Source organism: Microvirga flocculans ATCC BAA-817, from assembly GCF_000518665.1.
Classification (GTDB): Bacteria; Pseudomonadota; Alphaproteobacteria; order Rhizobiales; family Beijerinckiaceae; genus Microvirga; species Microvirga flocculans.
In genome coordinates this window covers 116,415-142,647 of sequence record NZ_JAEA01000002.1, presented here as the reverse complement: position 1 = coordinate 142,647, position 26,233 = coordinate 116,415, and the positions used below count along the sequence as shown (strand labels likewise).

31 protein-coding genes are annotated in these 26,233 nt (G+C 60.8%); 18 read left to right on the top strand and 13 right to left on the bottom strand.

What is annotated here, in order from left to right; translation table 11 throughout:
- Positions 1 to 53 precede the first annotated feature (53 nt).
- Positions 54 to 803 carry a tail fiber protein gene (locus tag L879_RS23505; RefSeq protein WP_210163804.1) on the bottom strand — a complete coding sequence of 250 codons (750 nt, stop codon included), beginning with the start codon at positions 801 to 803 and terminating at the stop codon, positions 54 to 56.
- Positions 804 to 2,157: 1,354 nt separating this feature from the next.
- Here L879_RS23505 and L879_RS0103730 point away from each other — a divergent pair.
- The 9 genes from L879_RS0103730 (at position 2,158) to L879_RS0103685 (ending at position 9,427) form a co-directional block, all read left to right on the top strand.
- Positions 2,158 to 2,487, top strand: coding sequence for a hypothetical protein (locus L879_RS0103730; RefSeq protein WP_027314930.1), 330 nt, complete (start codon positions 2,158 to 2,160; stop codon positions 2,485 to 2,487).
- A 91-nt stretch (positions 2,488 to 2,578) separates the two neighbouring features.
- The gene (locus tag L879_RS0103725; protein ID WP_027314929.1) at positions 2,579 to 4,042 is read left to right on the top strand and encodes a hypothetical protein; all 1,464 of its coding nucleotides are present in this window, start codon (positions 2,579 to 2,581) and stop codon (positions 4,040 to 4,042) included.
- A 77-nt stretch (positions 4,043 to 4,119) separates the two neighbouring features.
- Positions 4,120 to 5,193, top strand: a complete 1,074-nt coding sequence (locus tag L879_RS22550; RefSeq protein ID WP_154664072.1) for a zinc-binding metallopeptidase family protein — start codon at positions 4,120 to 4,122, stop codon at positions 5,191 to 5,193.
- A 14-nt stretch (positions 5,194 to 5,207) separates the two neighbouring features.
- Entirely contained in the window at positions 5,208 to 5,627 is a 420-nt protein-coding gene (locus L879_RS23500) for a hypothetical protein (RefSeq protein ID WP_154664071.1), read from the top strand.
- A 109-nt stretch (positions 5,628 to 5,736) separates the two neighbouring features.
- A complete protein-coding gene (locus L879_RS23495; protein WP_154664070.1) occupies positions 5,737 to 6,135 on the top strand; it encodes a MarR family winged helix-turn-helix transcriptional regulator in 399 nt (132 codons plus the stop codon).
- Between the two features lie 85 nt (positions 6,136 to 6,220).
- Complete coding sequence (locus L879_RS0103705; RefSeq protein WP_027314928.1) at positions 6,221 to 6,448, top strand: hypothetical protein; 228 nt, start codon at positions 6,221 to 6,223, stop codon at positions 6,446 to 6,448.
- A gap of 22 nt (positions 6,449 to 6,470) precedes the next feature.
- On the top strand, positions 6,471 to 6,842 hold the full coding sequence (locus tag L879_RS0103700; RefSeq protein ID WP_154664069.1) for a hypothetical protein: 372 nt from the start codon (positions 6,471 to 6,473) through the stop codon (positions 6,840 to 6,842).
- Positions 6,843 to 6,996: 154 nt separating this feature from the next.
- Positions 6,997 to 8,043: a tyrosine-type recombinase/integrase gene (locus L879_RS0103695; RefSeq protein ID WP_027314926.1), complete on the top strand. Its 1,047-nt coding sequence runs from the start codon at positions 6,997 to 6,999 to the stop codon at positions 8,041 to 8,043.
- A 748-nt stretch (positions 8,044 to 8,791) separates the two neighbouring features.
- The gene (locus tag L879_RS0103685; protein ID WP_027314924.1) at positions 8,792 to 9,427 is read left to right on the top strand and encodes an outer membrane protein; all 636 of its coding nucleotides are present in this window, start codon (positions 8,792 to 8,794) and stop codon (positions 9,425 to 9,427) included.
- A gap of 56 nt (positions 9,428 to 9,483) precedes the next feature.
- On the opposite strand, the gene L879_RS0103680 is transcribed toward L879_RS0103685, so the two are convergent.
- The 10 genes from L879_RS0103680 to uvrC form a co-directional block, all read right to left on the bottom strand.
- Positions 9,484 to 10,089 carry a glutathione S-transferase family protein gene (locus L879_RS0103680; RefSeq protein ID WP_027314923.1) on the bottom strand — a complete coding sequence of 202 codons (606 nt, stop codon included), beginning with the start codon at positions 10,087 to 10,089 and terminating at the stop codon, positions 9,484 to 9,486.
- A 117-nt stretch (positions 10,090 to 10,206) separates the two neighbouring features.
- On the bottom strand, positions 10,207 to 11,055 hold the full coding sequence (locus L879_RS0103675; protein WP_027314922.1) for a 23S rRNA (adenine(2030)-N(6))-methyltransferase RlmJ: 849 nt from the start codon (positions 11,053 to 11,055) through the stop codon (positions 10,207 to 10,209).
- Between the two features lie 7 nt (positions 11,056 to 11,062).
- Positions 11,063 to 11,629 (bottom strand): ribonuclease T2 family protein, encoded by a 567-nt coding sequence (locus L879_RS0103670; protein WP_245265162.1) that lies wholly within the window; start codon positions 11,627 to 11,629, stop codon positions 11,063 to 11,065.
- Positions 11,630 to 11,721: 92 nt separating this feature from the next.
- Entirely contained in the window at positions 11,722 to 12,153 is a 432-nt protein-coding gene (locus L879_RS0103665; RefSeq protein ID WP_035458619.1) for a hypothetical protein, read from the bottom strand.
- 79 nt (positions 12,154 to 12,232) lie between these two features.
- Positions 12,233 to 13,279 (bottom strand): extensin-like domain-containing protein, encoded by a 1,047-nt coding sequence (locus L879_RS20320; RefSeq protein WP_035458618.1) that lies wholly within the window; start codon positions 13,277 to 13,279, stop codon positions 12,233 to 12,235.
- A gap of 457 nt (positions 13,280 to 13,736) precedes the next feature.
- Positions 13,737 to 13,991: a hypothetical protein gene (locus L879_RS20315; RefSeq protein WP_035458616.1), complete on the bottom strand. Its 255-nt coding sequence runs from the start codon at positions 13,989 to 13,991 to the stop codon at positions 13,737 to 13,739.
- 55 nt (positions 13,992 to 14,046) lie between these two features.
- Positions 14,047 to 14,514 carry a molybdenum cofactor biosynthesis protein MoaE gene (locus L879_RS0103645; protein WP_027314919.1) on the bottom strand — a complete coding sequence of 156 codons (468 nt, stop codon included), beginning with the start codon at positions 14,512 to 14,514 and terminating at the stop codon, positions 14,047 to 14,049.
- A 23-nt stretch (positions 14,515 to 14,537) separates the two neighbouring features.
- Positions 14,538 to 14,789: a molybdopterin converting factor subunit 1 gene (gene moaD, locus L879_RS0103640; protein ID WP_027314918.1), complete on the bottom strand. Its 252-nt coding sequence runs from the start codon at positions 14,787 to 14,789 to the stop codon at positions 14,538 to 14,540.
- A gap of 5 nt (positions 14,790 to 14,794) precedes the next feature.
- Positions 14,795 to 15,391, bottom strand: a complete 597-nt coding sequence (pgsA, locus tag L879_RS0103635) for a CDP-diacylglycerol--glycerol-3-phosphate 3-phosphatidyltransferase (RefSeq protein WP_027314917.1) — start codon at positions 15,389 to 15,391, stop codon at positions 14,795 to 14,797.
- 101 nt (positions 15,392 to 15,492) lie between these two features.
- Entirely contained in the window at positions 15,493 to 17,499 is a 2,007-nt protein-coding gene (gene uvrC / locus L879_RS0103630; protein ID WP_027314916.1) for an excinuclease ABC subunit UvrC, read from the bottom strand.
- A 112-nt stretch (positions 17,500 to 17,611) separates the two neighbouring features.
- Here uvrC and L879_RS0103625 point away from each other — a divergent pair, with 112 nt between their 5' ends.
- The 3 genes from L879_RS0103625 to L879_RS0103615 all read left to right on the top strand — a co-directional run bounded on the left by L879_RS0103625 (position 17,612) and on the right by L879_RS0103615 (position 20,474).
- On the top strand, positions 17,612 to 18,772 hold the full coding sequence (locus L879_RS0103625) for a benzoate/H(+) symporter BenE family transporter (protein ID WP_027314915.1): 1,161 nt from the start codon (positions 17,612 to 17,614) through the stop codon (positions 18,770 to 18,772).
- Between the two features lie 63 nt (positions 18,773 to 18,835).
- On the top strand, positions 18,836 to 19,387 hold the full coding sequence (locus L879_RS22545; RefSeq protein ID WP_154664068.1) for a hypothetical protein: 552 nt from the start codon (positions 18,836 to 18,838) through the stop codon (positions 19,385 to 19,387).
- Between the two features lie 154 nt (positions 19,388 to 19,541).
- Entirely contained in the window at positions 19,542 to 20,474 is a 933-nt protein-coding gene (locus tag L879_RS0103615) for a ribose-phosphate pyrophosphokinase (protein ID WP_027314913.1), read from the top strand.
- Positions 20,475 to 20,530: 56 nt separating this feature from the next.
- Here the strand turns inward: L879_RS0103615 and L879_RS0103610 are convergent, their stop codons facing one another.
- The gene (locus tag L879_RS0103610; RefSeq protein ID WP_027314912.1) at positions 20,531 to 21,430 is read right to left on the bottom strand and encodes a DMT family transporter; all 900 of its coding nucleotides are present in this window, start codon (positions 21,428 to 21,430) and stop codon (positions 20,531 to 20,533) included.
- 127 nt (positions 21,431 to 21,557) lie between these two features.
- Here L879_RS0103610 and L879_RS20305 point away from each other — a divergent pair, with 127 nt between their 5' ends.
- From L879_RS20305 to L879_RS23490, 5 genes are all read left to right on the top strand, one after another.
- On the top strand, positions 21,558 to 22,097 hold the full coding sequence (locus L879_RS20305) for a MarR family winged helix-turn-helix transcriptional regulator (RefSeq protein ID WP_035458612.1): 540 nt from the start codon (positions 21,558 to 21,560) through the stop codon (positions 22,095 to 22,097).
- Positions 22,098 to 22,283: 186 nt separating this feature from the next.
- A complete protein-coding gene (locus L879_RS0103600; protein ID WP_027314911.1) occupies positions 22,284 to 22,892 on the top strand; it encodes a 50S ribosomal protein L25/general stress protein Ctc in 609 nt (202 codons plus the stop codon).
- A gap of 88 nt (positions 22,893 to 22,980) precedes the next feature.
- On the top strand, positions 22,981 to 23,604 hold the full coding sequence (gene pth / locus L879_RS0103595; RefSeq protein ID WP_027314910.1) for an aminoacyl-tRNA hydrolase: 624 nt from the start codon (positions 22,981 to 22,983) through the stop codon (positions 23,602 to 23,604).
- Between the two features lie 4 nt (positions 23,605 to 23,608).
- Positions 23,609 to 24,706, top strand: coding sequence for a redox-regulated ATPase YchF (gene ychF, locus L879_RS0103590; protein ID WP_027314909.1), 1,098 nt, complete (start codon positions 23,609 to 23,611; stop codon positions 24,704 to 24,706).
- Positions 24,707 to 24,788: 82 nt separating this feature from the next.
- Positions 24,789 to 24,941: a hypothetical protein gene (locus L879_RS23490; RefSeq protein ID WP_154664067.1), complete on the top strand. Its 153-nt coding sequence runs from the start codon at positions 24,789 to 24,791 to the stop codon at positions 24,939 to 24,941.
- Positions 24,942 to 24,948: 7 nt separating this feature from the next.
- Here L879_RS23490 and L879_RS0103580 read toward each other — a convergent pair whose 3' ends face one another.
- Positions 24,949 to 25,371: a group III truncated hemoglobin gene (locus L879_RS0103580; RefSeq protein ID WP_027314908.1), complete on the bottom strand. Its 423-nt coding sequence runs from the start codon at positions 25,369 to 25,371 to the stop codon at positions 24,949 to 24,951.
- Positions 25,372 to 25,513: 142 nt separating this feature from the next.
- On the opposite strand from L879_RS0103580, the gene nfi reads away from it, so the two are divergent.
- Entirely contained in the window at positions 25,514 to 26,182 is a 669-nt protein-coding gene (gene nfi / locus L879_RS0103575) for a deoxyribonuclease V (RefSeq protein ID WP_027314907.1), read from the top strand.
- Positions 26,183 to 26,233 lie beyond the last annotated feature (51 nt).

Below are 26,233 nucleotides of genomic sequence, written 5' to 3'. Positions count from 1 at the left end.
TCTGCGATTACCCCATACTTCCCTAGTTCTCGTAGGGGTAACATTGCCATGGGTTAAACTCTCATGATGTACGCAAGTGCATAGAACGGAGGACGACCATCAGGGATGTTGACGTTGTGCCAGTGAGCGCCCTGGTAGTCGGTCGCAAAGGTGTGAGCGTGGTCGCCATCCCACCCAATGCCGTGGCTGTGAGGATCACCACCACCGCGGTTCTCGATGAACGAGGCAGAGGTAGAGCCTGTGGCACTCGCTCTCATGAGCGCAGAACCACCGCCGTTAGCCACTGAGCCGTGGTAGACGGAGTGATCGTGAGACGGCATCTGAGCGATGGTCAGGCGGTGGTCAGCGGTACGACCACCATGGTAGTGACCACCAGCAACACCAGTGGAGCCAGAGTGCGCGTGAGAGCCTTGGGTATCAGTGGTGCCTGTTTGAGCTTGGGAGCCACCTGTCTGTCCCACGGTGTATGAGCCACCAGCACCAACGATGAAGCGGTTGCGGAGGTCAGGGACGTTAATGGTTCCCTCGCCATCGGAGCGAGAGATACCTGTCTGACCAGCACACAGGACCCACCCTGCGGGGATCGCGTTCGTGGCACCGGACCACAGGATGATGCCACCAATCGGAACAGCCCCATTCAAACCATGCTGAGTGAGGGTCACAGGACCAGTGACATTCGGGAAAGTGTTCTTAATGACTTGCTTGATTAGTCGGAGATGGTTGTCCGTATCGGCCAGCAAATCTGGAGCAGCCGGATTAGACGGATCAAGCTGATTGATAAAAGTTGCTACTTCTAAAGGCATTGGGTCCTCTGAAATTATTATTATTGGGTCCCAAAGGACCTTTGAAATCATAAGATATTCATTAGATCAAAGGAGAGCATGATGAGTAATAGATTATGGTTATTATTGTTATTGAACATCTATTGGTTCTTAAGATGGAATCTGGCTCATCAACCTGCGGGGCATCTCGGCCCTCTCTCCTTAAGGTCAACAAAAATGCAATTTTGACACATTCCCCCGGCCAGTCGCCTATCGGCTCCGGGCAGACGTGCCCTGTGACCCCTCCTGGGGGACCCTGTGATGAACCTAGGATGGGACCCTAAGGGGTGGGGTGTTCTGGAGGGCCTGGAGGGTCTGATGGGACCTGATGGGGTTCTGATGGGACCCAATGTGGTTCTTGTGAGCGCGTGACGCTGCACGGCATTACCCCAACAACCGCGTGAGAGCTTTAGCCCTTTTTTGAAACCATATAGCATTTCATGGGATATGCTCACGGGTAGCGAGGGACCCGCAACTCCCAACGTGTCCTCCCAACTCACAGGAAAAACGTGTGGAATATCAAGGCGTCAAGAAAATAGCGTATGTCCTGTCTATGTAATGCTATAGCCTTATGAGTACGGCTGACCGATGCGTGGACATTAGCCGCCTGTGATTTCACATGATGCGCCTGTGTTATCGCAGGTATTCACAGGATTCGTATGTGGTATGCGACACAGGAAGCCATTGATTTCACAGGTGGAATATGTGGATTCTAAGGAGTATTGCGCTGGGTGCATAACATTATAACAAAGCGTCACACCATTGCATAGCTCATTAGTTCCTCATGAGTTCCACATGAGACACCCAAGAACCACGCGACCACGCAGGACACACACACTGTTAGTGTGTTACACACAAGGGTTTTGATGTAGTCACAAGACACTGATGTTTCAATGCGGATAATGTATCATATGATCTCTTATGAGTTCAGATGAGTGTTACAAAGAAACGCGCTTTAATTGGTCAGAAACGGGCCATAGACGGCCATTCTTGTGCGCCGCTATCGTGGTATGGAAAATGAGTTATCCACAGAATTGAAGCAATGTAACGCTCGCCGTAAGTCCTTGTAATTGCTCATTGATTGTTTTCAGTATGTAGGAATTTATGGTATGTGGTTGTGGTTCTGGCTCATGCTTTCGCGTTTAGGTTGTGCTTGAATTGTGCTGCGATCCGGCGAGGCATCGCTCGCTCGCGCAATAAAATAACTTAGACTAAAGACTAATGCGATCAAGTATGAACTCGTATCATTCTCGCTTGTGTATCGGGTCCGGCTTTGCTATACAAATGTTGTGAGCGGTTCACGACCGCTCCACCAGAACCAACCGGAGATAACCCAATGCGTGAAGCTCGCATTATTGTTCCTCTCAAGGATAACGATGGCAACGATCTTACTGCCGTTCATACGTTCGCTAAACATGCGCTCTGCCGCAAGTTCGGCGGATTTACCGCAACTCCCATCTCGGGCGGTTGGATGGATGATGACGGAACTTTCTATGAGGATCACAGTATCGCGTACGACATTGCAATGGTCCCTGATCGCCAGGACGATGTTCTCCGCGATTTGGTCCTAGAGCTTGGTGTGATGGCGCGACAGCTTGCCATGTATTGCCGCTACGCATCCGGCACGGTTGAGATTATCGACACTTCCAAGGCTCTTGCGGCCTAATCACATAGCAGAACGAGACTACTATGAGGGCGTTCTACGTCATTAGTGTGCCCTCTCACATAGCAACACAAGCCTAATAGGGGATCGCATCATGCAAAAGATTTATGCCGTCACTTTCAAGGATGAGAACGGTAAGTTCACCATTCAGGACCAGACTAACTTTTCGTTCTCGTATGACGCGCCTACTCCTCCCGCTATCAATCCTTTCGGCACGTTCGCCCATGATCTTGCATACAAGTATGGTGGAGATGATGCGGTTAAGGCATTGAACGCCTTGTGCGCTGAACTCAAGGAACAAGCGGTTCAGCGTTTAATCACTCGTTGTTATGACCGCGAGGAAGCGGAACGCATCGTCAACCGGGATCACAGCTATATCTCGTGGTATGTGCCTTATCCGACGCTTGACCGCGTGTTGCCTGAAGGCTCTTTCCAGATGCTCCCTTGGAAGGATGCTTACTGGAGGGAAAACGCGGCCTATTATGTGCGGGAGTTCCCTCTCCCTTGGCCTTATGAGGCTATCGCAGACCATTTCGCCCATCTCTATTTTAAGGAGAACAAGGCGACAGGCAAAAAGGAGCCTCTTGTTCGCTACTTCGCATCTCCTGAACATGGGATGATCCGTCGTGCTACGGAGATGAAGCCGGGACGCTACTTGCAAAAGTTCTATCCCTCTCTTGATGGCGATACTGTGCGCCATTGGGCGACTCTCATTGATGCGGCTGATACCGTACGCTTTGCCACTACTCCAGCCGAAATCAAAAAGGTTTACCAGAACGGGCCGCGCTCTTGCATGGCCTATGAGGATGAGCGGTACGAAAGCGACATTCATCCTGTGGAAGTTTATGGCGATAGTGATTTGCAACTTGCCTATCTCTCATATGTAGACCTAGACGCGCCTAATTTCCGCGCATCTGCCCGCGTGTTGGTATGGCCTGAACGCAAGCTCTATTGCCGCATCTATGGCGATGAACAACGCATGGCTAATGCTCTTGAGAAGCTCGGATATACTCCCGGCTCTATGAGAGGCGCAAAAATCCGCAAGGTGACACAAGGCGACTATCTCGTGATGCCCTATATCGACCACGTTTATACTGTGACGGTGAATGATGACCATTGCGTGATTGGCGGGACTACTGCGGCGGATAGCACAAGCGGCCTTATCTGGCTTGAGGATGAGCGCGCATGGTGCAGCGGCTATGAGGACTATGTGGACGATGACCCTGAGGATTTCACCTATGTTAGCGGCATTGGTAACGTGTCGCCTTCCTACCGTGATGAGTATTGCTTCCAGTGTGCTTATGATGAGGAGTGGTATCATAACGACTATGCGATTGTGATGGCCAATGGGGACACATGGGCAGAGCGTAACGTGAACCGCCATGCGTTCTATTGCGAGCGCACCATGGAATACTACCCTGATGATGAGGGAGTGACCCTTGTGGACACTGATGAAACCGTGTCCCGCGATTGGGCAGAGAACAACGCCCATCTCTCGGATGATGGTGAGTGGTATGCGGTAGCTCCGTCTAAGGATGATGAGGCACAGGCCGCATAATGGTTCCTAGGCACGATGGCGCGGGGAGGATTTTGCCTCCTCGCATACAGATAGTAGATACATACAAGGTTAGACATATGACGAAATCACCAGAAACGGGCCATAGAGCGGCATTAGATACAAACGTGACCGCTCTACTACCCAAGGAATATGAAGCGGCTCCAGCGCCTCTAAAACGGCTCCTAGAGATGCTCACTTACAAGCGCCCCCATGGGTCCAAGTCTGAACGCAAGTTTATTAACCGCTTCATCATGCCGCTAGGCGTGGTCAAAGATAACTTTGGCAACCTGTATAAGCGCGTTGGCAAGGATAGCCGGGTTCTGTGGTCCTGCCACACTGACACTGTGCATCGCACTAGCGGGCGTCAAAGGGTTCGCATGGATGATGCCGGATGGGCCTATGCCATTACGGATGAGTGCCTAGGCGCGGATTGTGCGGCGGGCGTGTGGCTCATGACGGAGATGATCCGCAGGGAAGTTCCCGGCCTCTATGTGTTCCATAGGGATGAGGAGTCAGGCGGGCGCGGGTCCACGTTCATTGCGAACCACTATCGGGAGCTTTTGGAGGGTATCGACTATGCTATTGCCTTCGACCGTAAGGGTTTTGGTAGCGTTATCACTCATCAATGGGGTGGCCGTTGCTGTTCTAATGCGTTTGCTGATGCTCTCGCCTCTACCCTAGGCGCGGGATGGCAGAAAGACGATGGCGGCACGTTCACAGATACGGCCATGTATGCCGATTTCGTCCCCGAGTGCTCCAACATTAGCGTTGGTTATGTGGATCAGCACACAAGCCGGGAGTGCCTCTATACGCCCTTCATTGTGGACCTATTGGAGAAGCTCTGCGAGCTTGACGTTGAAGCTCTGCCAGTTGCGCGTGATCCTAAGGCTTACGCCCATATGGATGACGACCGGACCTCCCCCTATGAGAACCGCTATTACAGGGCCGCTTATGGCTACGGGTACGACGATTATAGCGGCTATGGGGCGTATGGGACGTGGGATGACTATGAGCCTAACACTCGCAAGCTCTCTGCCCGCTATAGGCTCCTAGAGGCCATTAACGACCATCCTGATGCCGTTGCTGAGTTGCTTGAGGAGTACGGCATTGGGGCCGATGAAATCCTGATGAAAGTCTATAGCTCACGCTAGGAAAGGAGACGCACATGACACCTAACCCCATTCAAGCTACGGCTGATCGCATTGTAACTCATGACGTTCTTGTGTGCGTATCTCATCTCGTGTTGGCTCTCGCTAATGCTAACTGTAACGTGGTCCCTGTGGGCTCTTATGGGACTAGGACCCATCAAGCGGCCCAACAGATGAGCCGGGAAGCCCTATGGCTGATGGATCAAGCGGCGGCCCTAGCCTCCCCTATTCCTGATCCTGATGACCCTGACAGTATGCTGGAGGTCTATGAGCATTGGGCCGTTACGGATTGGTTAGCGGATAAGCTCATAGGTAAGGGCGAAATTGTTGATAAGGATTTCGGAGGGCTGAACGTATGGGCCAGGACCACAACGGGGCAGATGATTTCGATGGACGCCGTGATACAAAGTATCGCTAAGGACATACATGCGTCCTAAATGTGACAGTCAAGCCACATTTGAGACACAATGGGACTTCTCCCCTAGGGCTAAATGCCTCATCTGAACTATGCAAGTTTGCATTGAACCCGAAATTAGGTGCGCCTATATGCTGAACCACCACCACGAACATAGGGAGAACAACGGAGAAGAAATGCTTAGACAAAATAAGGCGTGTGAGCGCCTGTGGAACTTAGGTAAAGCACTCACAGGGGAAGTTGGGGAGATAACTATATCTCTGTTTATGACATTACTCACGGTTGCTAAGGGCACTTATGGTCTAGGACCTCAAGCAACTTCGAGAACCATACAGGAGGAGACAGGCTATTCACAGAGTACAGTGTCAAGGAACATCGCTCTACTTTCGGACATTGGGACCAAAGATAAACCGGGTTACGGGCTAATAGAGGTTCAGATTGATCCGTCTGATAGGCGCAAGCAACTCCTCACCCTTACTAGGAAAGGCAGGGACCTATGCGACAAGCTTGCCTTAGCCATAGCCTCATAAGCGCCTAGTAGGTCGATCACCCCTCCCGAAACATTAGCCTGAGGTCGGCTTTTTCAGGCTAAGAACAACAATAGGACCCAAAAGAATGAGCCAAAAAATCATCACTCCTCTGGCCGATGTTGTCGTCTACGAAGCTGATGAGGACCAACTATTTGCCCTGCATGGGCTGACTGAGGCGGGTATTGCCGCAATTCAAGCTTTGCCCCATATCATGCGTACGCAAGAGAGTACCCTTGTCGTGATCCATATGGGTAAACTTGACTCCGCTTTTGATATGTTAGATGAACATAACCTAGTGACTCGAACGCTATAGAAGTAACCGTAGGAGTAACATGATGGCTCAAGTACCGCACAGATTTCACCAACTCTCTGACGATGAGCGGAAGGCTCTTAGGAAGGTCGTGAAGCTCATTCAGAGGTTCCGCGACGAGGATGGCCGTATCCCCTCTTCATACATGGAGGCGTTTGCTGCGGTTGCCTTAGAGCCAGGTAAAGGACCTACAGGGTATGCGGAGGATATGAGGACAATTCAACCTATTGCCTCTCGTGTCCTCCTCGAAATCGGCCCTAAGGCGCGGCAACGGCCTAGCGCCCTGGAGCTAGTGGACAGGCAACAGAAGCCGGATAGCTGGAGGGAGACTGAGTACTTCCTGACCCCTAAAGGCCGGAAGCTGATGCGGGACATAATCAAGATAATGGAGGAGTAATGGATGGTAGGGACATTAGGCGTTGCGGCTTTTCTTTTCCTAGCGTGGCTCATTGGTCGGGCTAACTCCCATGGGCCTCAGCATTGGCTAGGGTTCCTGATCTTTGCATCTATGATCGGTGCAATTCTGTATCAAATGTGGTTGAGGGCCTGAGATGAGCATTTATCCTGAGAAACGTGGAGGGAAGCTGACCGGACGCCTAAGGGTGGAGGTACAGCGTAACAAGAAAACACTCGTGAAGTTCGCAACCTCCCAAAAGGAGGCAAGGAAGCTAGAAACAGAAATGAAGGCGGGGTTACATGATAACCCTGACTCTTCTGTTGCCGTGACACAAACGAATAACGGACTGAAGCTACTAGAGGACCAAGTGGAACTCCAATGGAACGGGCTTAGGTCTGAGGTTCAGCGCAAGCAACACGGCAGACGGTTCGTGAAGATGCTCGCTAAGGTGATGAAGGATGAGAAGCTCCCTGATGACCTCAAGGCTCTTAGGTCCATCCACATTCATAAGGCGGTTGACCTGTGTGCCGGGGACAAGTCTGCGGCTTGCTACAACAGCTATATGTCTGCGGCGTCCAAGCTACTCACATGGGCTGAGGAGCAAGAGTATGTCGAAGCTGTGCCCAAGCTCCGCTTCCGTAGCTCGGCCAGGAGGGAGACTTTTTACCTAACGGATGAGGATGAGTCCAAGCTCAGGGACACCGTGAAAGCAATGGGATGGGACAACATCATCACCATCATGGACGTTCAGCTTGCCACAGGTTGCCGCATCTCAGAGGTACTCAAGAGGACTCCTAAGGACCTGAACGATGATGGGGATGGGTTCTATAGCCTGTATCTCGGCGTGACCAAGAACGGACACGAGCGGTACGCGGTCCTCGATACGGAGCTAGGGAAGCGATTTGCTGACCTGTTGGAGAAGGGTCTGCCCTCCTACGATGTTGTCTATAAGAGGCTCAGGAGCGCCCGTAAGACCGCAGGATTGCCTCTGACGCAGCCTACCCATGCTCATAGGCATACGGTAGCCACGAGGCTTGCTAGGGAGAACGTGAACGCGGTCTTGCTGAAGGACTTCATGGGTCACGAGAACCTTCAGACAACCATGCGGTATATCCACAACGATACCGCTCAGAAGAAACAGGTGGCTAAGAACCTCATTCGGAGGCCAACGGCTGCGGCTAACATGGGAGGGCATAGATGATTGTCGATCCAAAGTACCTGAGTGAGCTTGAGCGGGAGAACGCCCTCCTCAGGGCCGCACTAGAGAACATCGCGGCTGGCCTGAACGTGGTTCGGCCTGTCCAGTACGCAAGGGAGAAGTTGGATGCGATTGACTGTGGGCGACAGGGTGCAGGTGGTACGAGATACTATTACACCATCGCATGTGGGGAAGCAGGGATGGGTCCTGACCATCGACAAGAACCGTAGGAGGCCCATTCGAGTCGCGCTGGAGTTTGGCGATATGACGATGGAGCTTGACTATATGCGGCACGAATTAAGGCGTATTCCCCGGTGGCTCAAGCCATACAAGGGCGCATACCATAGCAAGATAAATGTGAGATTTCTGCCCTCTTGGAGAGTCCCAACCGTTGGGAAATGCGTTGGGATTTTACCCCTCCTAGGTGTATGTATGAAACATATATACAAGCTTAACCCATTGATTTTATTGAGAAACCACAAAACCATCCTGGGCCTGTAAAATGATGAGAAAATGACATTTTTTCAGCCCCCCGTCGAACAAATAGCCAAGCTGTACGTTGAGGAGGCGGCAATGACACAAGGGACAATGCACGCACATTGCCGCCACAATCCTGCCACATGGCCCCGGAGCTGCTGTGGTTGTGAGGTCACAGCCCTCACGAGGTTGTCGCTCTATAAACGGGTAGTGCCTGGCTTGATCCGCCGAACGGGGATCGGGCCGGCATGACATCGATTAGGAAAGAGAAACCATGAAGAAGATTCTTCTCGCCAGCGTCGCTCTCTTCGGCCTCGCCGGAGCTGCCTCCGCTGCGGATCTCCCGACCCGCACGGCTCCTCCGGCCCCGGTCATCGCGGCTGCCCCGATCTTCACCTGGACCGGCTTCTACGTCGGTGTGAACGCCGGCTACGGCTGGAACTCCAACGACACCGTCACGACGATCAACGGCTTGACCTTCGATCTCGGTGACGACGGCGGCTTCGTCGGCGGCGGCCAGGTCGGCTACAACTACCAGATCGGCTCGTTCGTCGTCGGTCTCGAAGGCGACATCCAGTACGCCGACTTCGGCGGCAACGATCGCTTCGACTTCAACGGCGACGGCATCCTCGAAGACTTCAACAACAGCGACTGGTTCGGCACCGTCCGCGCCCGCGCCGGTGTGGCCTTCGACCGCGCCCTCATCTACGCCACGGGCGGCTTCGCCTTCGCTGACGGCGCCAACGGCTGGACCGTCGGTGGCGGCCTTGAGTACGCCTTCACCAACAACCTCTCGGCCAAGGTCGAAGGTCTGTATGTCAACCTCGACAACGACAACGACTTCATCGACGACAACGCCGAGTTCGGCGTGGTCCGCGCCGGTCTGAACTACCGCTTCGGCACTTACTAAGACTTGTCTCTTCCGAGACAACGGAAAGGCCCGGGGAAACCCGGGCCTTTTTCATGTCACGCTGAAATCTTCGTCTGGGCGAAGGCGGGAACGCGGGCCTCGAAATCGGCGAGCCAGGCGACGAGCTTCGGATAGCTCTCGCGCCAGCGCCCTCCGAACCGCAGGTCGAGATAGCCCAGCGTGCAGGCCAGCGCGATCCGCCCGACATGCAAGTTCTGTCCGGGCTGCGAGAGATGAGCCTCCGCGTGATCGAGACCGCGGCGCACCTTGTCCGCCTGATGGTCGACCCATTTCGGCTCGTGCCTGTCTTCCGGGCGGAAGCGCCCCTCATAAACCTGCAGGAGCGCCGCATCGGTGATGCCGTCCGCAAGGGCCTGGTCGCGCAGGGCGGAAAACCGCTCCGCGCCGTTCGGGATGATGCGCCCGCCTCCGGCGAGATGGTCGAGATATTCCACGATCACGCGGGAATCGTAGAGGACCTCTCCGTTCTCCAGGATGAGCGCGGGGATCTTGCCGAGCGGATTCTGCCGGCGGATCGAATCCTCGGGGTTCATGGTGTCGGCATCGACGATCTGAATCCGGTCGGACAGGCCGAGGATGGATGCAGAAAGCTTGACCTTTCGGCCGAACGGCGATGCGGGGGAGGAGCGGAGAACGAGCATGAGCAAATCCCTGTCTGCGGCATCCGATCAATCCCGGACGTGCCCTTCACGTCCGGAGCCGATGCGCGCGAGAACGGCAGGAGTCATGAACGCTCGGCACTCCTGCGGCAATGGGCTTTAAGCAGGGGGGCCGAATGCTTCACAGCGATAAGCGCCGTAGCCGCTGCGCGACAGGCGCTCCGCAAGGGCAGGCAGCAGCCGCTCCGCCTCCTCCTTGAGGGACCAGGGCGGATTGAGGACGAAGAGCCCGCTCCCATTGAGCCGGGACGGATCGCGCGGGTCGTCCACGTAGAGCTCGAGACGAAGCCCCGGCCGGGCGCTTTCCGCATCAAGGCGCGCGGCCACCGCATCGACAGGGGCCACGTCCTTGATGGGATACCAGCCCGCATAGACGCCCGTGGGCCATTTCTTCAGGGCGGCGAGGAGTTCCGCGCCGAGCCGTTCGAGTTCGTTCGGCTTCTCGTAGGGAGGATCGATCAGCACGAGGCCGCGCTTCTCCTTCGGCGGGATCAGGGCGTGAAGCGCCGTCCATCCGTCGAGATGCATGACCTTCAGATTCGCGACCGCGTTGAAGGCCTCGCTCAAAAGCGCATGATCGGCCGGGTGAAGCTCCACGAACACCCCGCGATCCTGCCGCCGCAGCAGCTCGCGCACGATGGCGGGGGAGCCGGGATAGATCGTCCCGCCATGCCGCGCGCGCACATCGGCAATCACCTTGCGATATGGCACGAGCAATTCCTCCACCTCGGGGGCGAGAGGCTCGTCGAGGCGTCCGATCCCTTCGATCCATTCTCCCGTGCGCCCGGCCTCGTCTCCGGCGAGATCGTAGAGGCCTATTCCCGCATGGGTGTCGATGACGCGCAGCGGCGTCTCCTTGCGCTGGAGATAGGTGAGGATGCGCACCAGCAGCGCGTGTTTCATGACGTCGGCGAAGTTGCCTGCGTGAAAGGCGTGGCGATAATTCATATCCGTCCTATCGGACCGCGGGAACCGTGATCTCGCCCGCGCGGCAGGTGTCGCGGTCGACCTCGGGGCAAGGGCGGAACCCGCGCAGATCCTTGCTGAGGCAGATGCGCACCTCCTGAAGGATGCGCCGTCCGCAGGAAACCGAAATCATGTCGGCGCGCAAGCCCGGATTGGCCTTCATGAAGGCCTGCTCAATCTCGCTCGGCAGAACCCTGGAGCGGTTGCCCAGGCCCTCGAAGCTGTCCGGCACCCGGACGAGTTCACGCGCGCGGCGCACGGCCTTGAAATAGCCGCTCGGCGCTTCGCCCGTGCAGGTTCCGTGCTTGCGCCACTGGTAGCGGGCGAGATTGTCGTCGGGGAACAGGCCCTTGGCTTCGGCCATGGCCGCCTGCGGCACGAAGCGCCCGCCGGGTTCGCAGAAGGTGGGATAGCCCTGCTCGGATTGCGGCCACAGGCCGTGGGTCACGAAGCCGAGCCCGCTCCCGCCGTCGCATTGCCGGCTGCGGCTGCCGGTATTCTCGCAGAAGCCCGGCGACCAGGAAAGCGCCAGAACATAGAAGTCGAACTGCCCCATCGGGGCGCCTCTCGACTCCCGTGGCCCCTGGGCCGCGGAAGAGGATATCGAGAGCAGGAGGGCGCCCGCGGCGGCAAGGCACCGGCGCAGGATCAAGGGGCGGCCTGCTTGCAATGCGGCGCGTAGGCGTAATGGCGGTCGAAGCCGTCCACGCAGGATTCCGTATCCCAGCCGATGCCGATGAAGCCCAGATCCTCGCGGATCGAGAAGTTGATCCTGTGCCTGTAGCCGTCGGACACGACCACGGTGCCCGTGCAGTAGCGGCGCGGAATGGTGTCGAGGCCCCACGGGCGCCATGCGACTTCCCGCACCTGCTCGAAAGCCAGGATCTGCGCGCTGGAGTTCCAGAACTTGTATTCCGTATTCGCGAAATTCGCGCTGATGTCGTGAAGCACGGACGGATCGGCGCAGGCCGGAAGCGAGGCGTCGTAGGGCTCCTCGCGCCGTTCCGCCGGCGTGATCTCGCGGGCGAGCGCAGGTGCGCTCAGCAGCATGCAGGAGATGAAAGCCGCCAGCCACTTCATTCGGATGCTCCAACAATCTTCAGAGTTGTAACATCGACCATGTGGGCGAAGCCTGAGAAGGTCAAGGCTCCGGTTGCGTTTAATAGAGCGAGTGGCTGTTGAGCACCATCGGCGCGCCGGCCGGGCGCTGTCCCGGCCTCGCCGGGGCATAGGTCTGCTCCAGGGGCCGCCCCGACGGCGGCAGCGGCGGCTGGGGATAGGACGGAACCGGCGCGACCCGGGTCGGCGGTGCATTCGCAGCGGGCAGGTCGGCAGCATAGCCGCCTGCGGACGAATAGCGCTGCACCGGGGCTACGGGCGCGGACAGGGTGGGACCGGGCGGCGGGGGAGCGGGCGGGATATAGGCCTCGCCTTCCGGAACATCCTGCTCGAGGTCGACCGGCGACAGGTCGCCGGAGGACGCCGCAGCCTGCAGAACCTCGCGGCTGCGCTCGGGATCGATGCGGGGGGAGAACTTGATGATCGGCTTGCACACGCGCCTCTCGCCGCGCGGGTCGTGCCGCGCCAGATCGAGGTGCAGGTGATCGTAGTGGAAGGCGTCCGAGCCGGGCCCCAAAACGGTCGTGAAGTAGCGGCAGGCTCCGACGAAGACTTCCCGCAGGAATTCCTGCTCGGCGGGATCCCTGCCCCGCCAGCCCTTTTCCACCAGGACCTCCCGGCCGTCGGCGAGAACGAATCCCATGACGTCGAGCGCATTGCCGAAGGAATGCTCCGAGAGCTTGGCGCCGATCCGGTTGTTGCGGGGGCGGCAGGAATAGGAGCCCGCTTTGATGTCGGCGAGCGGCATGCCGAAATACATTTCGGCGGCGGGCCGCACGATCTCGTCGAGCCAGGTATCGATGCGCGGGATGATCGGACAGGCGAGCGTCACACGGGACTTCAGGCCCACGGCTCCGTTGCTGAAGGCCGAAACCTTGAAGGGATAATCCATGCCGCAGACGCCGGGCCCGTCGATCTTGGAACTGAGGGCCATGTAAGCGGTGGGCTGCACGAGACGCTGCGACAGGCAGGCTTCCTCGGCCTGCGCGCGCCAAGGCTCGCGCTGTTCGAAACGAAACAGACCGCAACCGGTGAGCCCGAGACCGACGAGCGATAGGGCAAAAAACGCAACTAACCCACGACGCATGGGCCACACGCTGGCCCAGGCCCGTAAACATCCCGTCAACGGGCGCCGCCCTTGGGGCTCCGAAGGTGCGACCAAATCGATCAGGCGCGCTTTCGCGCCTCGGAGAAACGAGAATTTAGACTTTGAAATTCAATGCGTTAACCAATTATTAACCATTTCTTCAATCGAAATCGGCTCGATTCTACCTCTTCGGGGATCTTCTCAGGAGAGAATTGCTTTGATAGCCTCCCTATCCATTCAGAGAGGGACCTCAACCCTCGAAGGAGAAAGGGGGGCAGCGATGAACCTGACATCGAAACTCGACTGGACGTCCAAATTCAACATTGCGGCCGTCTGCGTGTCCTCCTCCTTCATTCTCGCCGTCGTGACCGGCCTTCTGTAAGGCCATCCAGCCCCCTCCCCGAGACAGGAGCCGGTCTTCACGGTCTCTCACGCCGCCGCATCTCCGGCGGCGATTTCATGACTCGGGACATGGAACTTCCGTGACGCCCCAGGACATCACGTTGATCTCCATCCGGCACTGGGCCAGCCTCGGCCCTTCGGCGGTCCGCAGGCAGACCTTCTCGCCCGGGGCGAACCTCTTGCCTCCAGCCCGGCAATAGCAATCGAGAGGGTTGTGATCGGGCAGCTGGACCGTTTGAGGCACAGGCCTCTCGTGGGCTCCGGCGGAAAGCGGCACCATCAAGCCGAGAACGACAACGACGCTGCGCATGGGGCACCTCCGCGTCCTGTTGTACGCGGAATGGTCCTCCTGCCCCTGTCCTGCGTCAAGCGGGGGCGTGGCCCCACCGTTCCGTGGCCCGGTCGTCGGCCTCCTTGGCCTCGACCCAGGCCCCGACCGTGCCGTCCTTGAGGTGCTCGCGCTTCCAGAACGGGGCGTGGGTCTTCAGGTAGTCCATCAGGAACGCGGCGGCCTCGAAGGCCGCCTGGCGATGGGCGCTGGCGGCGAGAACCAGCACGATCTCATCACCCGGCAGGATCCTGCCGAACCGGTGGACGATCGTGAGGCCGAGCAGCGGCCAGCGGGTTTCGGCCTGCGCCGCGATGCGGCCGATCTCGGCCTCCGCCATGCCCGGATAATGCTCGAGCTCGAGCGCGGCCAGCCGCCCGCCCTCGTCGCGGCACAGGCCGGTAAAGGCCACGACCGCGCCGATATCCGCCCTTCCCCCGGTCAGGGACGCCGTCTCGGCGGCGGTGTCGAAGGGCTCGGCTTGGATGCGGATGGTGAAGGCCATGGCGTTGCAGCTCCGGGAAAGAGCTAGCCTCCCGTCATCGGGGGGAAGAAGGCGATCTCCCGCGCCCCGGTGATCCGGGCCTCGGGCTTCGCATGGACATGGTCGATGGCGGCGCGGACGATGCCCTCGTTCTCGAAGGCATGTTCGTATTCCTCGCCCCTGCCCTTGAGCCAGCGCACCAGGTCGGCGACGGTGAGGACCCCATCGGGCACCTCCACCTGCTCGTCCGTCTTGCCGACCCGTTCCCGAACCCAGGCGAAATAGACGAGCTTCATGGGATCTAGCCCTCGTCCATGAGATGGTGGATGCCGTTCTTGAAGTAGTCCCAGCCCGTATAGATCGTCAGGATCGCGGCGATCCAGAGCAGGACCGTGCCGATCAGGGTGTTGTTCGGCAGAACCGTCTCGCCGGCGGGCCCAGCGATCAGGAAGCCCAACGCCACGAGCTGGAGCGTGGTCTTCCACTTGGCGACCCGGCTGACCGGCACGCTGACCTTCAGCTCGGCCAGGAATTCCCGCAGTCCCGAGACCAGGATCTCGCGGCACAGGATCACGATGGCGGCCCAGAGCGCCCAGCCATGAATCGTTCCGTCGGCCACCAGCATGAGGAGGGACGCGGCGACCAGAAGCTTGTCCGCGATCGGATCGAGCATGCGGCCCAGGGCCGATTGCTGCGCGAAGGTGCGCGCCACGTAGCCGTCGAGGTAATCGGTGATCGCCGCGAGCGCGAAGACCAGAAGGGCAAACCACCGGGACCAGTGATCCTCGGGCCAGAACAGGAGTCCGACCACGGCTGGAACCGCCACAAGCCGACCGTAGGTCAGCATGTTCGCAAGGTTGAAGGCCTTCGAGCGGCCCAGGGAAGGAGCAGATTTCATATCACCCGCAGGAAGCATGACGACGCACGATCCGTCAATTGCGCAGGGCCGGAATTGCGGCCCGTCACGCCGACGTGATCCCTGCCCTGGCGCAGGGGAACTTACCCCCGCTCGTGGAAAAAGTCATAGACGGCGCGGGCTGTGGCGGCGTTCACGCCCGGAGCTTTCATGAGATCCTCCAGGGCCGCGCGCTGGATCGCCTTGACGGTTCCGAAATGGTGCAGGAGCGCCCGCTTTCGCGTGGGCCCGATGCCCGGAATTTCGTCGAGCGGGTTCTTCACCATCTCGCGCTTGCGCTTGGCCCGGTGCGACCCGATGGCGAAGCGATGGGCCTCGTCGCGCAGGCGCTGCACGAAATAGAGCGCGGGGTCCCGCGGCGGCATCTTGAAGGGCGGCTGGCCAGGCTTGAAGAAGGTCTCGCGCCCGGCGTCGCGGTCCCGCCCCTTGGCGATCCCGATCAGGGTCACGTCGTCCTCGCCAACGCCCACCTCCGCCAGCGCCTGACGCGCGGCTTCGAGCTGCCCCTTGCCGCCGTCGATGAGGACGAGATCTGGCCAGGCCGGGAACGCATCGTCATCGTTCGCCGCGCCGCCTCCGTCCGGTCCTCTGGGCTCCTCCTTGACCAGACGGGCGAAGCGGCGCTGCAGCATCTCGCGCATCATCCCGTAATCGTCGCCCGGCTTCAGATCCTCGGATTTCATGTTGAAGGTGCGGTAGTGCTGCTTCATGAAGCCGCCGGGACCGGCCACCACCATCGCCCCCACCGCATTGGTGCCCATGATGTGCGAGTTGTCGTAGATCTCCACGCGCCGGGGCGTCCTCGGCAACCCGAAGGCCTGGCCGAGGGAGACGAGGAGCTTCTGCTGCGAGGAGGTGTCCGCAAGCCGCCGTCCCAGGGCCTCCCGGGCATTGCGCAGAACGTAGTCGATCAGCTGACGCCGCTCGCCGCGCTGCGCAACATGGATCTCAACCTTGGCCTCGGCCCGCGTCGAAAGCGCCGCCGCCATCAGCTCCGCATCCTCGATCTCGTGGGAGAGCAGGATGAGGCGGGGCGCGGGCTTGTCGTCGTAGAACTGCGCCAGGAAGGAACCCAGCACCTCCTCGCGGCTCATGGATTTGTCGGCCTTCGGGAAATAGGCGCGGTTGCCCCAGTTCTGCCAGTTGCGGAAGAAGAAGACCTCCACGCAGAACTGCCCCGCCTGCTCGTCGAGCGCGAAGACGTCCGCCTCCTCCACCGATTGCGTGTTGATGCCCTGCACGCCCTGGATGGCCGACAGCGCGGCCAGGCGGTCGCGGCAGCGTGCGGCGCGCTCGAATTCGAGTTCTTCCGCGGCGGCCTGCATCTCTTCCGTGATGCGCTGCTTCACCGCCGTGGACTTGCCCGAGAGAAACGCGCGCGCCTCGGACACGAGCTCGGCGTAATCCTCGTGCGAGATCTCGTTTGTGCAGGGGCCGGAGCAGCGCTTGATCTGGAAGAGCAGGCAGGGCCGCGTGCGGTTCTCGAAATAGCTGTCGTTGCAGGAGCGCAGGAGAAACGCGCGCTGAAGCGCATTGATGGTGCGGTTGACGGCCCAGACGCTGGCGAAGGGCCCGTAGTAATCGCCCTTGCGCTTTCTCGCGCCGCGATGCTTCACGAGCTGGGGCGCCTCGTGATCGGCGGTGAGCAGGATATAGGGAAGCGACTTGTCGTCCCGCAGAAGCACGTTGTAGCGGGGCTTGAGCTGCTTGATGAGATTGGCCTCGAGGAGCAGCGCCTCGGTTTCCGTCGCCGTGGTGACGAACTCCATTGACGAGGTTTCGGCGATCATCCGGGCGATGCGGTTGGAATGCGCCTGGCCGCGCGCATAGGAGCCCACGCGGCTCTTCAGGCTCTTCGCCTTGCCGACGTAAAGCACGTCGCCCTTCATATCGAGCATGCGATAGACGCCCGGCGCATTGGGAAGCGTTGCCCAGAAATGCCGGATCACCTCGGTCCCGCGCTGGACCGAACCGGGATGGGCCTCCAGGTCGAACTCGACATCGGAGCCGCTTTCGACGGCTACGGCCTCATCCTCTTCCTCGTTGTCCAGAATGTCCGGCGGGACGTCGTTGGTGGTATTGCGATTCATGAGGGAGATTTAAGGGCTCCGGAGTCGGGAGGAAAGTGCCGCTAAGGAAACTGGCGCATCCCCTCCGTTCGGTCTAAACCGCGAAGCTCAAAGGACAAGGACGGAGGGGATCATGCGCCTGTCGATCGTAACGTCAGCCGTCGTCGCGGCCTTGGTCGGGTTCGGCAGCACGATCGCCCTCATCATCGCCGCGGCCCAGGCCGTGGGTGCCGATGCGGCGCAGACCTCCTCCTGGGTCGCCGCCCTGTGCCTCTCCATGGCTGCGACCAGCGGCTATCTGAGCGTCCGGTGCCGGATGCCGGTGGTCACGGCCTGGTCGACGCCCGGCGCGGCTCTCATTGCGGCCTCGACCGGGATCTCGATCCATGCGGCGGTCGGCTCCTTCCTGCTCGCCGGGGGCCTCATCATGCTGGCGGCCTTCATCAAGCCGTTCGGGCGACTGATCGAGCGCATTCCCACCTCCATCGCCGCCGCCATGCTGGCGGGCGTGCTGCTTCAGTTCGTCGTCGGGGTCTTCCAGAGTGCGCAAGGCGCGCCTGGCCTCGTCCTGCCCCTCGTCGGCATCTTCCTCGTGGTGCGGCTCTTCAACCCGGCCCTCGCCGTGCTGGCCGTGCTGTTCGTCGGGCTCGGGATCGCCTTCGGCGGCGGCCTCGCCCGGCCGCCGGCCTCCGATTTCAGCCTCTCGTCCCTCACCTTCATCCGGCCCGCCTTCGAGCCTGCCGCCCTGATCGGCCTCGGATTGCCGCTCTTTCTCGTGACGATGGCGTCCCAGAACCTGCCGGGCCTCGCCGTGCTCAAGGCGTCCGGCTACCGGCCATCTGCCCGGCCGATCCTGGCCGTGACCGGGCTCGCATCCGTGGCGACCGCGTTCTTCGGCGCCCATACGAGCAATCTGGCGGCCATTTCCGCAGCGATCTGCACCGGGCCCGATACCCATCCCGACCCGGCCAAACGCTGGATGGTCGGGCCGTTCTACGCCCTGACCTACGTGATCTTCGCCGCCTTCAGCGCGACGCTAATCGGCCTGATCGCGGCACTGCCGCCCGAACTGATCAAGACCGTCGCGGGGCTGGCCCTGATGGGCGCCTTCGCGGGCGCCCTGGGCTCCGCTCTGTCCGAAGGCTCCAAGATCTTCCCCGCCATCGTGACCCTCGCGGTCACCGCCTCCGGCCTCACGCTCTTCGGAATCGGCTCGGCCTTCTGGGGGCTCACGGCGGGCCTCGTCTCGCTGGGCCTCGATTTCCTGGCCATCCGGCTGCGCCAGCGCGGCTGATCTGGACGCCGGGCTCCGTTAAGCTTAAAACTTCGTTACGAAGAACAAGAACGGGGCTCTCCAATGACAGGGATGACGCGTGCGGGGCGGCTTGCCGCAATCATGCTGACGGCGGCTCTGGGAGCCTGCCAGAGTTCCTTTAGCGGCTCGCCCGAAGGCATTCCCGTCGCCCTCGAGAGCATCGACGGCGCGCCTGCCCCGATCCGCACCGCGCTGGCCGACGAGCTGGCGAATGCCGCCACCGACCGCAAGGTCGAGCTCGTGGGCGCCACCGCCGAGGCGCGCTACCGGGTTCGCGGCTATCTCTCCACCTCGACGGAGGACGGGGAGACCCGGCTGGCCTATGTCTGGGACGTGTTCGATTCCCAGAAGCGCCGGGCCAAGCGCCTCGAAGGCTCGCGCCCGGTCCCGGCCTCCTCGATCTCGAGCCTCGACAAGGAAGCCCTCGCCAAGCTGGCGCAGGCCAGCATGGACGAGATCGCCCGGTTCCTGAGCGCCTCCAAGTCCGAGCCCGCCGCATCCGATGTCCCGGCCATGGCCGATGCTCCCCTGCAGACGGCGGAGGCTCAGCCGGCCGCGGGCGAGGACGACGAAAACAAAGTTGCAATGCAGTGATTGCATGGCAACAATCCGGCGCGGAAACGATCAAAGTCCGTTCCGCGTATTGTGAGGGTTGCCCATCGCTGCTAAGAGCCTTGCGCCCGGCAGCGCAGGGATCAAGGCGTTGCGCAGCGGGCGCTATCGGTCACACAAAGCCAAAGTTGCTTTCATGAAGCTCGTTGCGGGAAATTCCAATCGTCCGCTGGCGGAGGCCATCTCCGCCTATCTCAATATTCCCCTGGCCAAGGCCCAGGTGAAGCGGTTCGCGGACATGGAGGTGTTCGTCGAGATCCAGGAGAACGTGCGCGGCGAGGACGTGTTCGTGATCCAGTCGACCTCGTTCCCCACGAACGACCATCTCATGGAACTCCTGATCATCACGGATGCGCTGCGACGCTCTTCGGCGAGGCGCATCACGGCGGTGGTGCCCTATTTCGGCTATGCGCGGCAGGACCGGCGCATGTCGGGCCGCACGCCGATCTCGGCCAAGCTCGTGGCCAATCTCATCACCCATGCGGGCGTGGACCGCGTGCTGACGCTGGATCTCCATGCCGGACAGATCCAGGGCTTCTTCGACATCCCCACCGACAACCTGTTCTCCGCCCCCACCCTGGCGCGCGACATCAAGGAACGCCTCGACGGCGGCAACCGCATGGTGGTCTCCCCGGACGTGGGTGGCGTGGTGCGCGCCCGCGCGCTCGCCAAGCGCATCGACGCCCAGCTCGCCATCGTCGACAAGCGCCGTGAGCGTCCCGGTGAGTCGGAAGTCATGAACATCATCGGCGACGTCTCGGGCCGCTCCTGCATCCTCGTGGACGATATCGTCGATTCCGGCGGCACCCTGGTGAACGCCGCCGACGCCCTCCTCGCCAACGGCGCGAAGGAGGTCTATGCCTACATCACCCACGGCGTGCTCTCCGGCGGCGCGGTCGCCCGCATCGCGAGCTCCCGCCTGAAGGAACTCGTGATCACCGATTCCATCCTGCCGACCGAGGCGGTGAAGGCGGCCCACAACATCCGCGTCATCAGCATCGCTTCCCTCATGGGCGAAGCCATCGCCCGCACGGCGACGGAAAGCTCGGTGTCGAGCCTGTTCGACTGATCGCAGCCGCGGCCATCGCTCCAGGCCGGGGGTTGACCGCGTCAGGCGTTGTTGCGTCAGGATGTCTTCCGGCGGTTGGCGAGAATCCCACCGCCCATGATGCAGACGAGCCCCGCGAAGGATGACGCGGTCAGCACGTCCCCGAAAAGAAGGGCGGCGAGCAGCACACCGAAGCCCGTTCCCCAATAGCCGATCTGACTGAACACCACCGGCCCTGCGATCTGCTGCAGACGGAAGTTCATCAGCTGGGACGCGGCGGACATCGCGGCCATGGTCAGGATCCATGACACTGCCGGGGCGTCGAACTGCCAGTTCTGGGGCGCCTCGAAGGCAGGCGCCATCAACGCCACCAGCACAGCCGAGCTGAACGACGCCCCACACGAGAAGGCGAGCGCCGAGGTGCCCTTCGGCCACCAGGCCGAGCGGACGATATTGCCCGAGGCGGCGCAGACCGGGATCACCAGGCCGAGCGCCACCCAAAGGGGCTGATCGACATCGATCTTCAAAATCTGCTGCTGAACGAGCGCGATCATCCCGACAAAGCCGAGCACGATTCCGAGGAAGCGGCGCAGGAACATGCGCTCGAATCCGATCCCGGCCGCGAAGCTCATGGTGAGCAGCGGCGAGAGGCAATAGACGATCGAGGTATAGGCAGGCCCGACCCGGTCGACCACGAAGTAGGACAGCACCGTCGGCACCGCGAAGCTGACGATGCCCAAGATGCCGTAGAGCGCCAGGTGCTCGGGTGCCATCGGGATCCGCTGACGGGTAACAACAAGCCATGGCAGAAGGCACAGCCCTGCGCCCAGATTGGCGAAGGCGCCCAGCTGGAAAGGCTGGATGCCCGCCGACAGAGCCATCTTGGACATCATGATGCGGCTAGCAAAGAGAAGCCCGCATATTCCCAAAAGGGCGATGGCGGATTCCGTGGCGACGGAGAGGCGCGATGCGGTCATGGAACCCCTCCACCTGCCGATGCGACGGAGTTTTTGCGCCGACGCGAACCCCGCGAGGCATCGACTGCGTTGCGACGGACGAAAGGATGATTTATCTTGATGTAAAGATAAACGGGTTTTTATCTCGATGTCAAGACAAAAGACTGCCCGCCAAGCACCTCCTGCCCAGGATGGAACGGATGAACGCCGCGCGCAGTGGCAGGCGGAACTTCCCGATGTCGATACGCGGGGCATGGCCATCCTGGGCCGGGCGCGCTGGATCACGCTGACGGCCCGACCGCCCATCGAGGCGGTCTTCAAGCGCCATGGGCTCGACAGCGGAGAGGCCGATGTCCTCTTCTCCCTCCTCCGCTCCGGGCCGCCCTACCGGCTTCGCCCGACGGAGCTGTTCCGGGCTCTGATGATCTCCTCGGGCGGCCTGACGGACCGGCTGAACCGTCTCGAGAAGGCCGGGCTGATCAGAAGGGTGGCTGCCGAGGGCGATGGCCGCAGCCTCCCGGTGGAACTCACGGAGCAGGGAATCCGCTGCGCAGGCGACGCCTTCCGCGAGGACATGGCCATCGAGGCGGCGATGCTTGCGGGATTGACCGAGGATGAGCAGTCGCAGCTCGCGTCTCTCCTGAGGAAGCTCGCACTGACGATCGGGGCCACACAACCCTTCGCATAAGTCGATCCGCCGCCCCACCGGTTCCGAGTCCGATGCCGAACCGGCCGCCAACTTGTTGCATTCCGGGCTGTTCTTCTCTATAAGCCGCCTCGCGCCCGCTCGACACCCTTGGAGGCACGGGCGCGGACCTCATGGCCGCCTTAAGGCGGCCATCGGTTTTTCAACTCGATTTACAGGACCACGACCATGAGCGAAGTAAAGCAAATCAAGGCCGTGGCGCGCGACCGGAGCGGCAAGGGGGCCGCCCGGGCCGTTCGTCGCCAGGGCCAGGTTCCCGCCGTCATCTACGGAGCCGGTCAGCCGGCCCAGGCGATCGCCCTCGACTTCAACCAGACCAAGCAGCTGATTTTCGCCGGCCACTTCCTGACCACGATCTTCGAGATCGACGTGGACGGCAAGAAGGTCCGCGCCATTCCGCGCGACTACCAGCTCGACCCGGTGCGTGACTTCCCCGTGCACGTCGACTTCCTGCGCCTTGCCGCCGGTCAGGCGATCAAGGTCGTGGTGCCGGTGCACGTGGTCGACCAGGAGAAGTCTGCGGGCCTGAAGCGCGGCGGCGCTCTCCAGATCGTCGAGCACACCGTGGAACTGCTCGTTCCCTCTGATGCAATTCCGGACTTCATCGAAGTTTCGGTTGCCGACCTGAACATCGGCTCCTCCGTCCACCTCGCGGACATCAAGCTGCCGAAGGGCGCCAAGGCGGCCTCCACTGAGAACCTAACCCTCGTCACCGTCGTAGCCCCGACCGGCATGGCCGAGGAAGCTGCTCCGGCTGCTGAAGGCACCGCCGCTTAATCGGGCCTCATCGGGCGTTCAAGCCCATTGACAGGCTTCAACGCTCCGACCGCAAGGCCGGAGCGTTTCATTATGAGAATACCCTGCGATGCGCCTTTTCGTCGGCCTTGGTAATCCCGGCTCCCGCTATGCCAGAAACCGCCACAATATCGGTTTCATGGCCGTGGACGAGATTGCGCGCGTTCATAACGCGGGTCCCTGGCGCAAGCGCTTTCAGGGCGAAGCGGCGGATGCGGTGATCGGCGGCGAGAAGGTGCTGCTGTTGAAGCCGCTGACCTTCATGAACCTATCGGGGCAGTCAGTCGGAGAAGCGCAGAACTTCTTCAAGATCCCGCTTCATGACGTCACGGTCTTCTACGATGAACTTGACCTGCCGCCTGCCAAGATGCGTGTGAAGATCGGCGGCGGCAATGCGGGCCATAACGGCCTGCGCTCGATCTCGGCCCATTGCGGCAACGATTACCGCCGCGTGCGCCTCGGCATCGGCCATCCCGGCCACAAGGCGCTCGTGCAGAACCACGTTCTGGGCGATTTCGGCAAGTCGGAAGAGCCCTGGGTCGAGGATCTGTGCCGCATCGTGGCGGACAACGCCGCTCTCCTCGCCAAGGGTGAGGACGGCAGCTTCCAGAACAAGGTCCACCTCGCCATGGAGGCGAGAGGCTGGACGGACGTGAAACGGCCTGGGGAACAGGCCGCCTCAAAAAAGGAGTGAGGCCATGGGCTTCAAGATGGGCATCGTCGGCCTGCCGAACGTGGGCAAGTCCACCCTCTTCAACGCGCTGACGCAGACCGCAGCGGCGCAGGCTGCGAACTATCCGTTCTGCACCATCGAGCCCAACGTGGGCGACGTGGCGGTGCCGGACGAGCGCCTCGATCAGCTCTCCGCCATCGCCGGCTCGGCGCAGATCATTCCGACCCGCCTCACCTTCGTGGACATCGCAGGCCTCGTGCGCGGCGCGTCGCGCGGCGAAGGGCTCGGCAACCAGTTCCTCGCCAATATCCGCGAAGTGGACGCCATCGCCCATGTGGTGCGCTGCTTCGAGGACACGGACATCACCCATGTCGAGGGCAAGATCGACCCCATCGCCGATATCGAGACCATCGAGACCGAGCTGATGCTGGCTGACCTCGACAGCCTCGAGAAGCGCGTCACCGCGCTCGAGAAGAAGGCCAAGGGCAACGACAAGGAGGCGAAGGAAACCCTCGACCTCGTCAACCGCACCCTGCCGCTGCTGCGCGACGGCAAGCCTGCCCGCATGGTGGAGCGCAAGCCCGAGGAAGAGCGCCTGTTCCAGATGCTGGGCCTGCTCTCCTCCAAGCCCGTCCTCTATGTGTGCAACGTGGAAGAGGCCTCCGCCGACGAGGGCAATGCTTTCTCCGCGAAGGTCTTCGAGCGCGCGAAGGAAGAGGGTGCCAAGGCCGTCGTGGTCTCCGCCAAGATCGAGAGCGAGATCGCCGTTCTGCCTCCCGAGGAGCAGAAGGAATACCTCGAAGCCGTGGGCCTCGCCGAGCCCGGACTCAACCGCGTCATCCGCGCCGGCTACGAGCTGCTCGGCCTCATCACCTACTTCACCGTCGGCCCGAAGGAAGCCCGCGCCTGGACCATCACCAAGGGCACCAAGGCCCCCGGTGCAGCCGGTGTGATCCATACGGATTTCGAGAAGGGCTTCATCCGCGCCGAGACCATCGCCTATGCCGACTACGTCTCCCTGAAGGGCGAGGCCGGCGCGCGCGATGCGGGCAAGCTGAGGCTCGAAGGCAAGGAATACACGGTGCAGGACGGCGACGTCATGCATTTCCGGTTCAATACTTGATCAATCTGTCGGAATCCTGAACGCGGGCTTCTTCGGCCGTTCAGGGCCGTTCAGAGATAAAGCCTGCATGGAGGCTGGTTCCATGCAGGCATTCTTCGACAGTTTCATCTCTCCCGGGCTCGGCAATGCCGAATTCTTCGTGGGCATCCTCGTGGCCTGCGGGTTCCTCATGATCGGCATCTCGTCGCTGCTGCCCAAGCGCGGCGACGACAAGCTCGAATGGTGGGAACGCTGATCGCGGCTTACGGCAGCCGCAGCGCCTTCGGTCCGATCCCGAGGCCGATCTGGAGGCTGTCCGCGATCCGCTGCGCGCGATCCACGAAAAAGGCCGCCGCATCCGGCGGGCAGATCTCCTTCGCCGTTCTCTCGAACAGAAAAAGCCAGCGCGTGAACAGCTCAGGTGTGAGATCCATGCCCATATGGGCCGCCTGGGGCTTGCCCTGGTAGCGGCCGGTCCTCAAGGCGATCGAGGACCAGAAATCGACCATCAGCGCCAGATGCCGGCTCCAGCGGCCGGACAGGGCCTTGTGGAAGATGGGTCCGAGGTCCGGATCGCGGATCACGCGGTCATAGAAGGTTTCCACGAGTTCACGGATCATCGCCTCCGTCACGCCTTCCGCCGGGCTGACGATCGGAATGCTGCGGCCTGCGGCAGAATGCGCCAAAGCGGATCTCCTTCACGACGGGAACAGGGCGCGGCCCCATCGTCTCCCTATCGCCGGAAAGAGGCCGATCCTATGATCCAGGTCAAGAGGGATCGTTCCCGGGCCTTGAACGTTGAGCCTGCATCGGTTTCATGATCTGAGTATGCAGCTCCACCACCGACATCGCTGGGATCTCTCCCCTTCCGAGGCCATCGCCCTTCAACAGCAGTTGAGGACCGAGGTCGTCGCCGACCGCCCCATCGACATCGATGCGGTCAAGCTGGTGGCCGGTGTCGATGTGAGCGTGAAGAACGAGCAGTCGCAGGCCGCCATCGTCGTTCTCACCTATCCGGATTTCCAGCCCGTGGAGACCGTGCTGGCGCAGCGCCCGACACCCTTTCCCTATGTTCCCGGCCTGCTCAGCTTTCGCGAGGGCCCCGTTCTCGAAGAGGCGTTCGAAAAACTGAAAGCGGCGCCCGATGTGTTTCTCTTCGACGGCATGGGCATCGCCCATCCGCGCCGCATCGGCATCGCGAGCCACATGGGCCTGTGGCTGCAGCGCCCCACCATCGGCTGCGGCAAGACGCTGCTTTGTGGACGCTATCGCGATCTCGGGGAGGAAAAGGGCTCATCGGCAGCGCTCATCGACCGGAAGGAGACCATCGGCGTCGCCTTGCGCACCCGCACCGCCAAGAACCCCATGTTCATCTCACCCGGCCACCTCGCGGACATCCCTACGGCGGCCGAACTCGTCCTGCGCTGCTGCCTGAAATATCGCCTGCCGGAACCGATCCGCATGGCTCACAACGCGGCAGGACAGTTCTCTCCGTGAGACCGTCAGCCCCGAAGCGCAGTTGCTTCACGCCATGCTAGAGAACCTCCC

What these genes read in the sequence shown, in the direction of transcription:
- ychF (WP_027314909.1), top strand. Translation starts at nt 23,609, where the DNA reads ATGGGCTTCAAGATGGGCATCGTCGGCCTGCCGAACGTGGGCAAGTCC.
- L879_RS0103685 (WP_027314924.1), top strand. Translation starts at nt 8,792, where the DNA reads ATGAAGAAGATTCTTCTCGCCAGCGTCGCTCTCTTCGGCCTCGCCGGA.
- L879_RS22545 (WP_154664068.1), top strand. Translation starts at nt 18,836, where the DNA reads ATGACAGGGATGACGCGTGCGGGGCGGCTTGCCGCAATCATGCTGACG.
- L879_RS23500 (WP_154664071.1), top strand. Translation starts at nt 5,208, where the DNA reads ATGACACCTAACCCCATTCAAGCTACGGCTGATCGCATTGTAACTCAT.
- L879_RS0103645 (WP_027314919.1), bottom strand. Translation starts at nt 14,514, where the DNA reads ATGGCCTTCACCATCCGCATCCAAGCCGAGCCCTTCGACACCGCCGCC.
- L879_RS23505 (WP_210163804.1), bottom strand. Translation starts at nt 803, where the DNA reads ATGCCTTTAGAAGTAGCAACTTTTATCAATCAGCTTGATCCGTCTAAT.
- uvrC (WP_027314916.1), bottom strand. Translation starts at nt 17,499, where the DNA reads ATGAATCGCAATACCACCAACGACGTCCCGCCGGACATTCTGGACAAC.
- L879_RS22550 (WP_154664072.1), top strand. Translation starts at nt 4,120, where the DNA reads ATGACGAAATCACCAGAAACGGGCCATAGAGCGGCATTAGATACAAAC.
- L879_RS0103725 (WP_027314929.1), top strand. Translation starts at nt 2,579, where the DNA reads ATGCAAAAGATTTATGCCGTCACTTTCAAGGATGAGAACGGTAAGTTC.
- L879_RS0103700 (WP_154664069.1), top strand. Translation starts at nt 6,471, where the DNA reads ATGGCTCAAGTACCGCACAGATTTCACCAACTCTCTGACGATGAGCGG.
- L879_RS20305 (WP_035458612.1), top strand. Translation starts at nt 21,558, where the DNA reads ATGTCAAGACAAAAGACTGCCCGCCAAGCACCTCCTGCCCAGGATGGA.
- L879_RS23495 (WP_154664070.1), top strand. Translation starts at nt 5,737, where the DNA reads ATGCTGAACCACCACCACGAACATAGGGAGAACAACGGAGAAGAAATG.
- L879_RS20320 (WP_035458618.1), bottom strand. Translation starts at nt 13,279, where the DNA reads ATGCGTCGTGGGTTAGTTGCGTTTTTTGCCCTATCGCTCGTCGGTCTC.
- pth (WP_027314910.1), top strand. Translation starts at nt 22,981, where the DNA reads ATGCGCCTTTTCGTCGGCCTTGGTAATCCCGGCTCCCGCTATGCCAGA.
- L879_RS20315 (WP_035458616.1), bottom strand. Translation starts at nt 13,991, where the DNA reads ATGCGCAGCGTCGTTGTCGTTCTCGGCTTGATGGTGCCGCTTTCCGCC.
- moaD (WP_027314918.1), bottom strand. Translation starts at nt 14,789, where the DNA reads ATGAAGCTCGTCTATTTCGCCTGGGTTCGGGAACGGGTCGGCAAGACG.
- L879_RS0103600 (WP_027314911.1), top strand. Translation starts at nt 22,284, where the DNA reads ATGAGCGAAGTAAAGCAAATCAAGGCCGTGGCGCGCGACCGGAGCGGC.
- pgsA (WP_027314917.1), bottom strand. Translation starts at nt 15,391, where the DNA reads ATGAAATCTGCTCCTTCCCTGGGCCGCTCGAAGGCCTTCAACCTTGCG.
- L879_RS0103730 (WP_027314930.1), top strand. Translation starts at nt 2,158, where the DNA reads ATGCGTGAAGCTCGCATTATTGTTCCTCTCAAGGATAACGATGGCAAC.
- L879_RS0103695 (WP_027314926.1), top strand. Translation starts at nt 6,997, where the DNA reads ATGAGCATTTATCCTGAGAAACGTGGAGGGAAGCTGACCGGACGCCTA.
- L879_RS0103615 (WP_027314913.1), top strand. Translation starts at nt 19,542, where the DNA reads ATGAAGCTCGTTGCGGGAAATTCCAATCGTCCGCTGGCGGAGGCCATC.
- L879_RS23490 (WP_154664067.1), top strand. Translation starts at nt 24,789, where the DNA reads ATGCAGGCATTCTTCGACAGTTTCATCTCTCCCGGGCTCGGCAATGCC.
- nfi (WP_027314907.1), top strand. Translation starts at nt 25,514, where the DNA reads ATGCAGCTCCACCACCGACATCGCTGGGATCTCTCCCCTTCCGAGGCC.
- L879_RS0103705 (WP_027314928.1), top strand. Translation starts at nt 6,221, where the DNA reads ATGAGCCAAAAAATCATCACTCCTCTGGCCGATGTTGTCGTCTACGAA.
- L879_RS0103665 (WP_035458619.1), bottom strand. Translation starts at nt 12,153, where the DNA reads ATGAAGTGGCTGGCGGCTTTCATCTCCTGCATGCTGCTGAGCGCACCT.
- L879_RS0103625 (WP_027314915.1), top strand. Translation starts at nt 17,612, where the DNA reads ATGCGCCTGTCGATCGTAACGTCAGCCGTCGTCGCGGCCTTGGTCGGG.
- L879_RS0103680 (WP_027314923.1), bottom strand. Translation starts at nt 10,089, where the DNA reads ATGCTCGTTCTCCGCTCCTCCCCCGCATCGCCGTTCGGCCGAAAGGTC.
- L879_RS0103670 (WP_245265162.1), bottom strand. Translation starts at nt 11,629, where the DNA reads ATGGGGCAGTTCGACTTCTATGTTCTGGCGCTTTCCTGGTCGCCGGGC.
- L879_RS0103675 (WP_027314922.1), bottom strand. Translation starts at nt 11,055, where the DNA reads ATGAATTATCGCCACGCCTTTCACGCAGGCAACTTCGCCGACGTCATG.
- L879_RS0103610 (WP_027314912.1), bottom strand. Translation starts at nt 21,430, where the DNA reads ATGACCGCATCGCGCCTCTCCGTCGCCACGGAATCCGCCATCGCCCTT.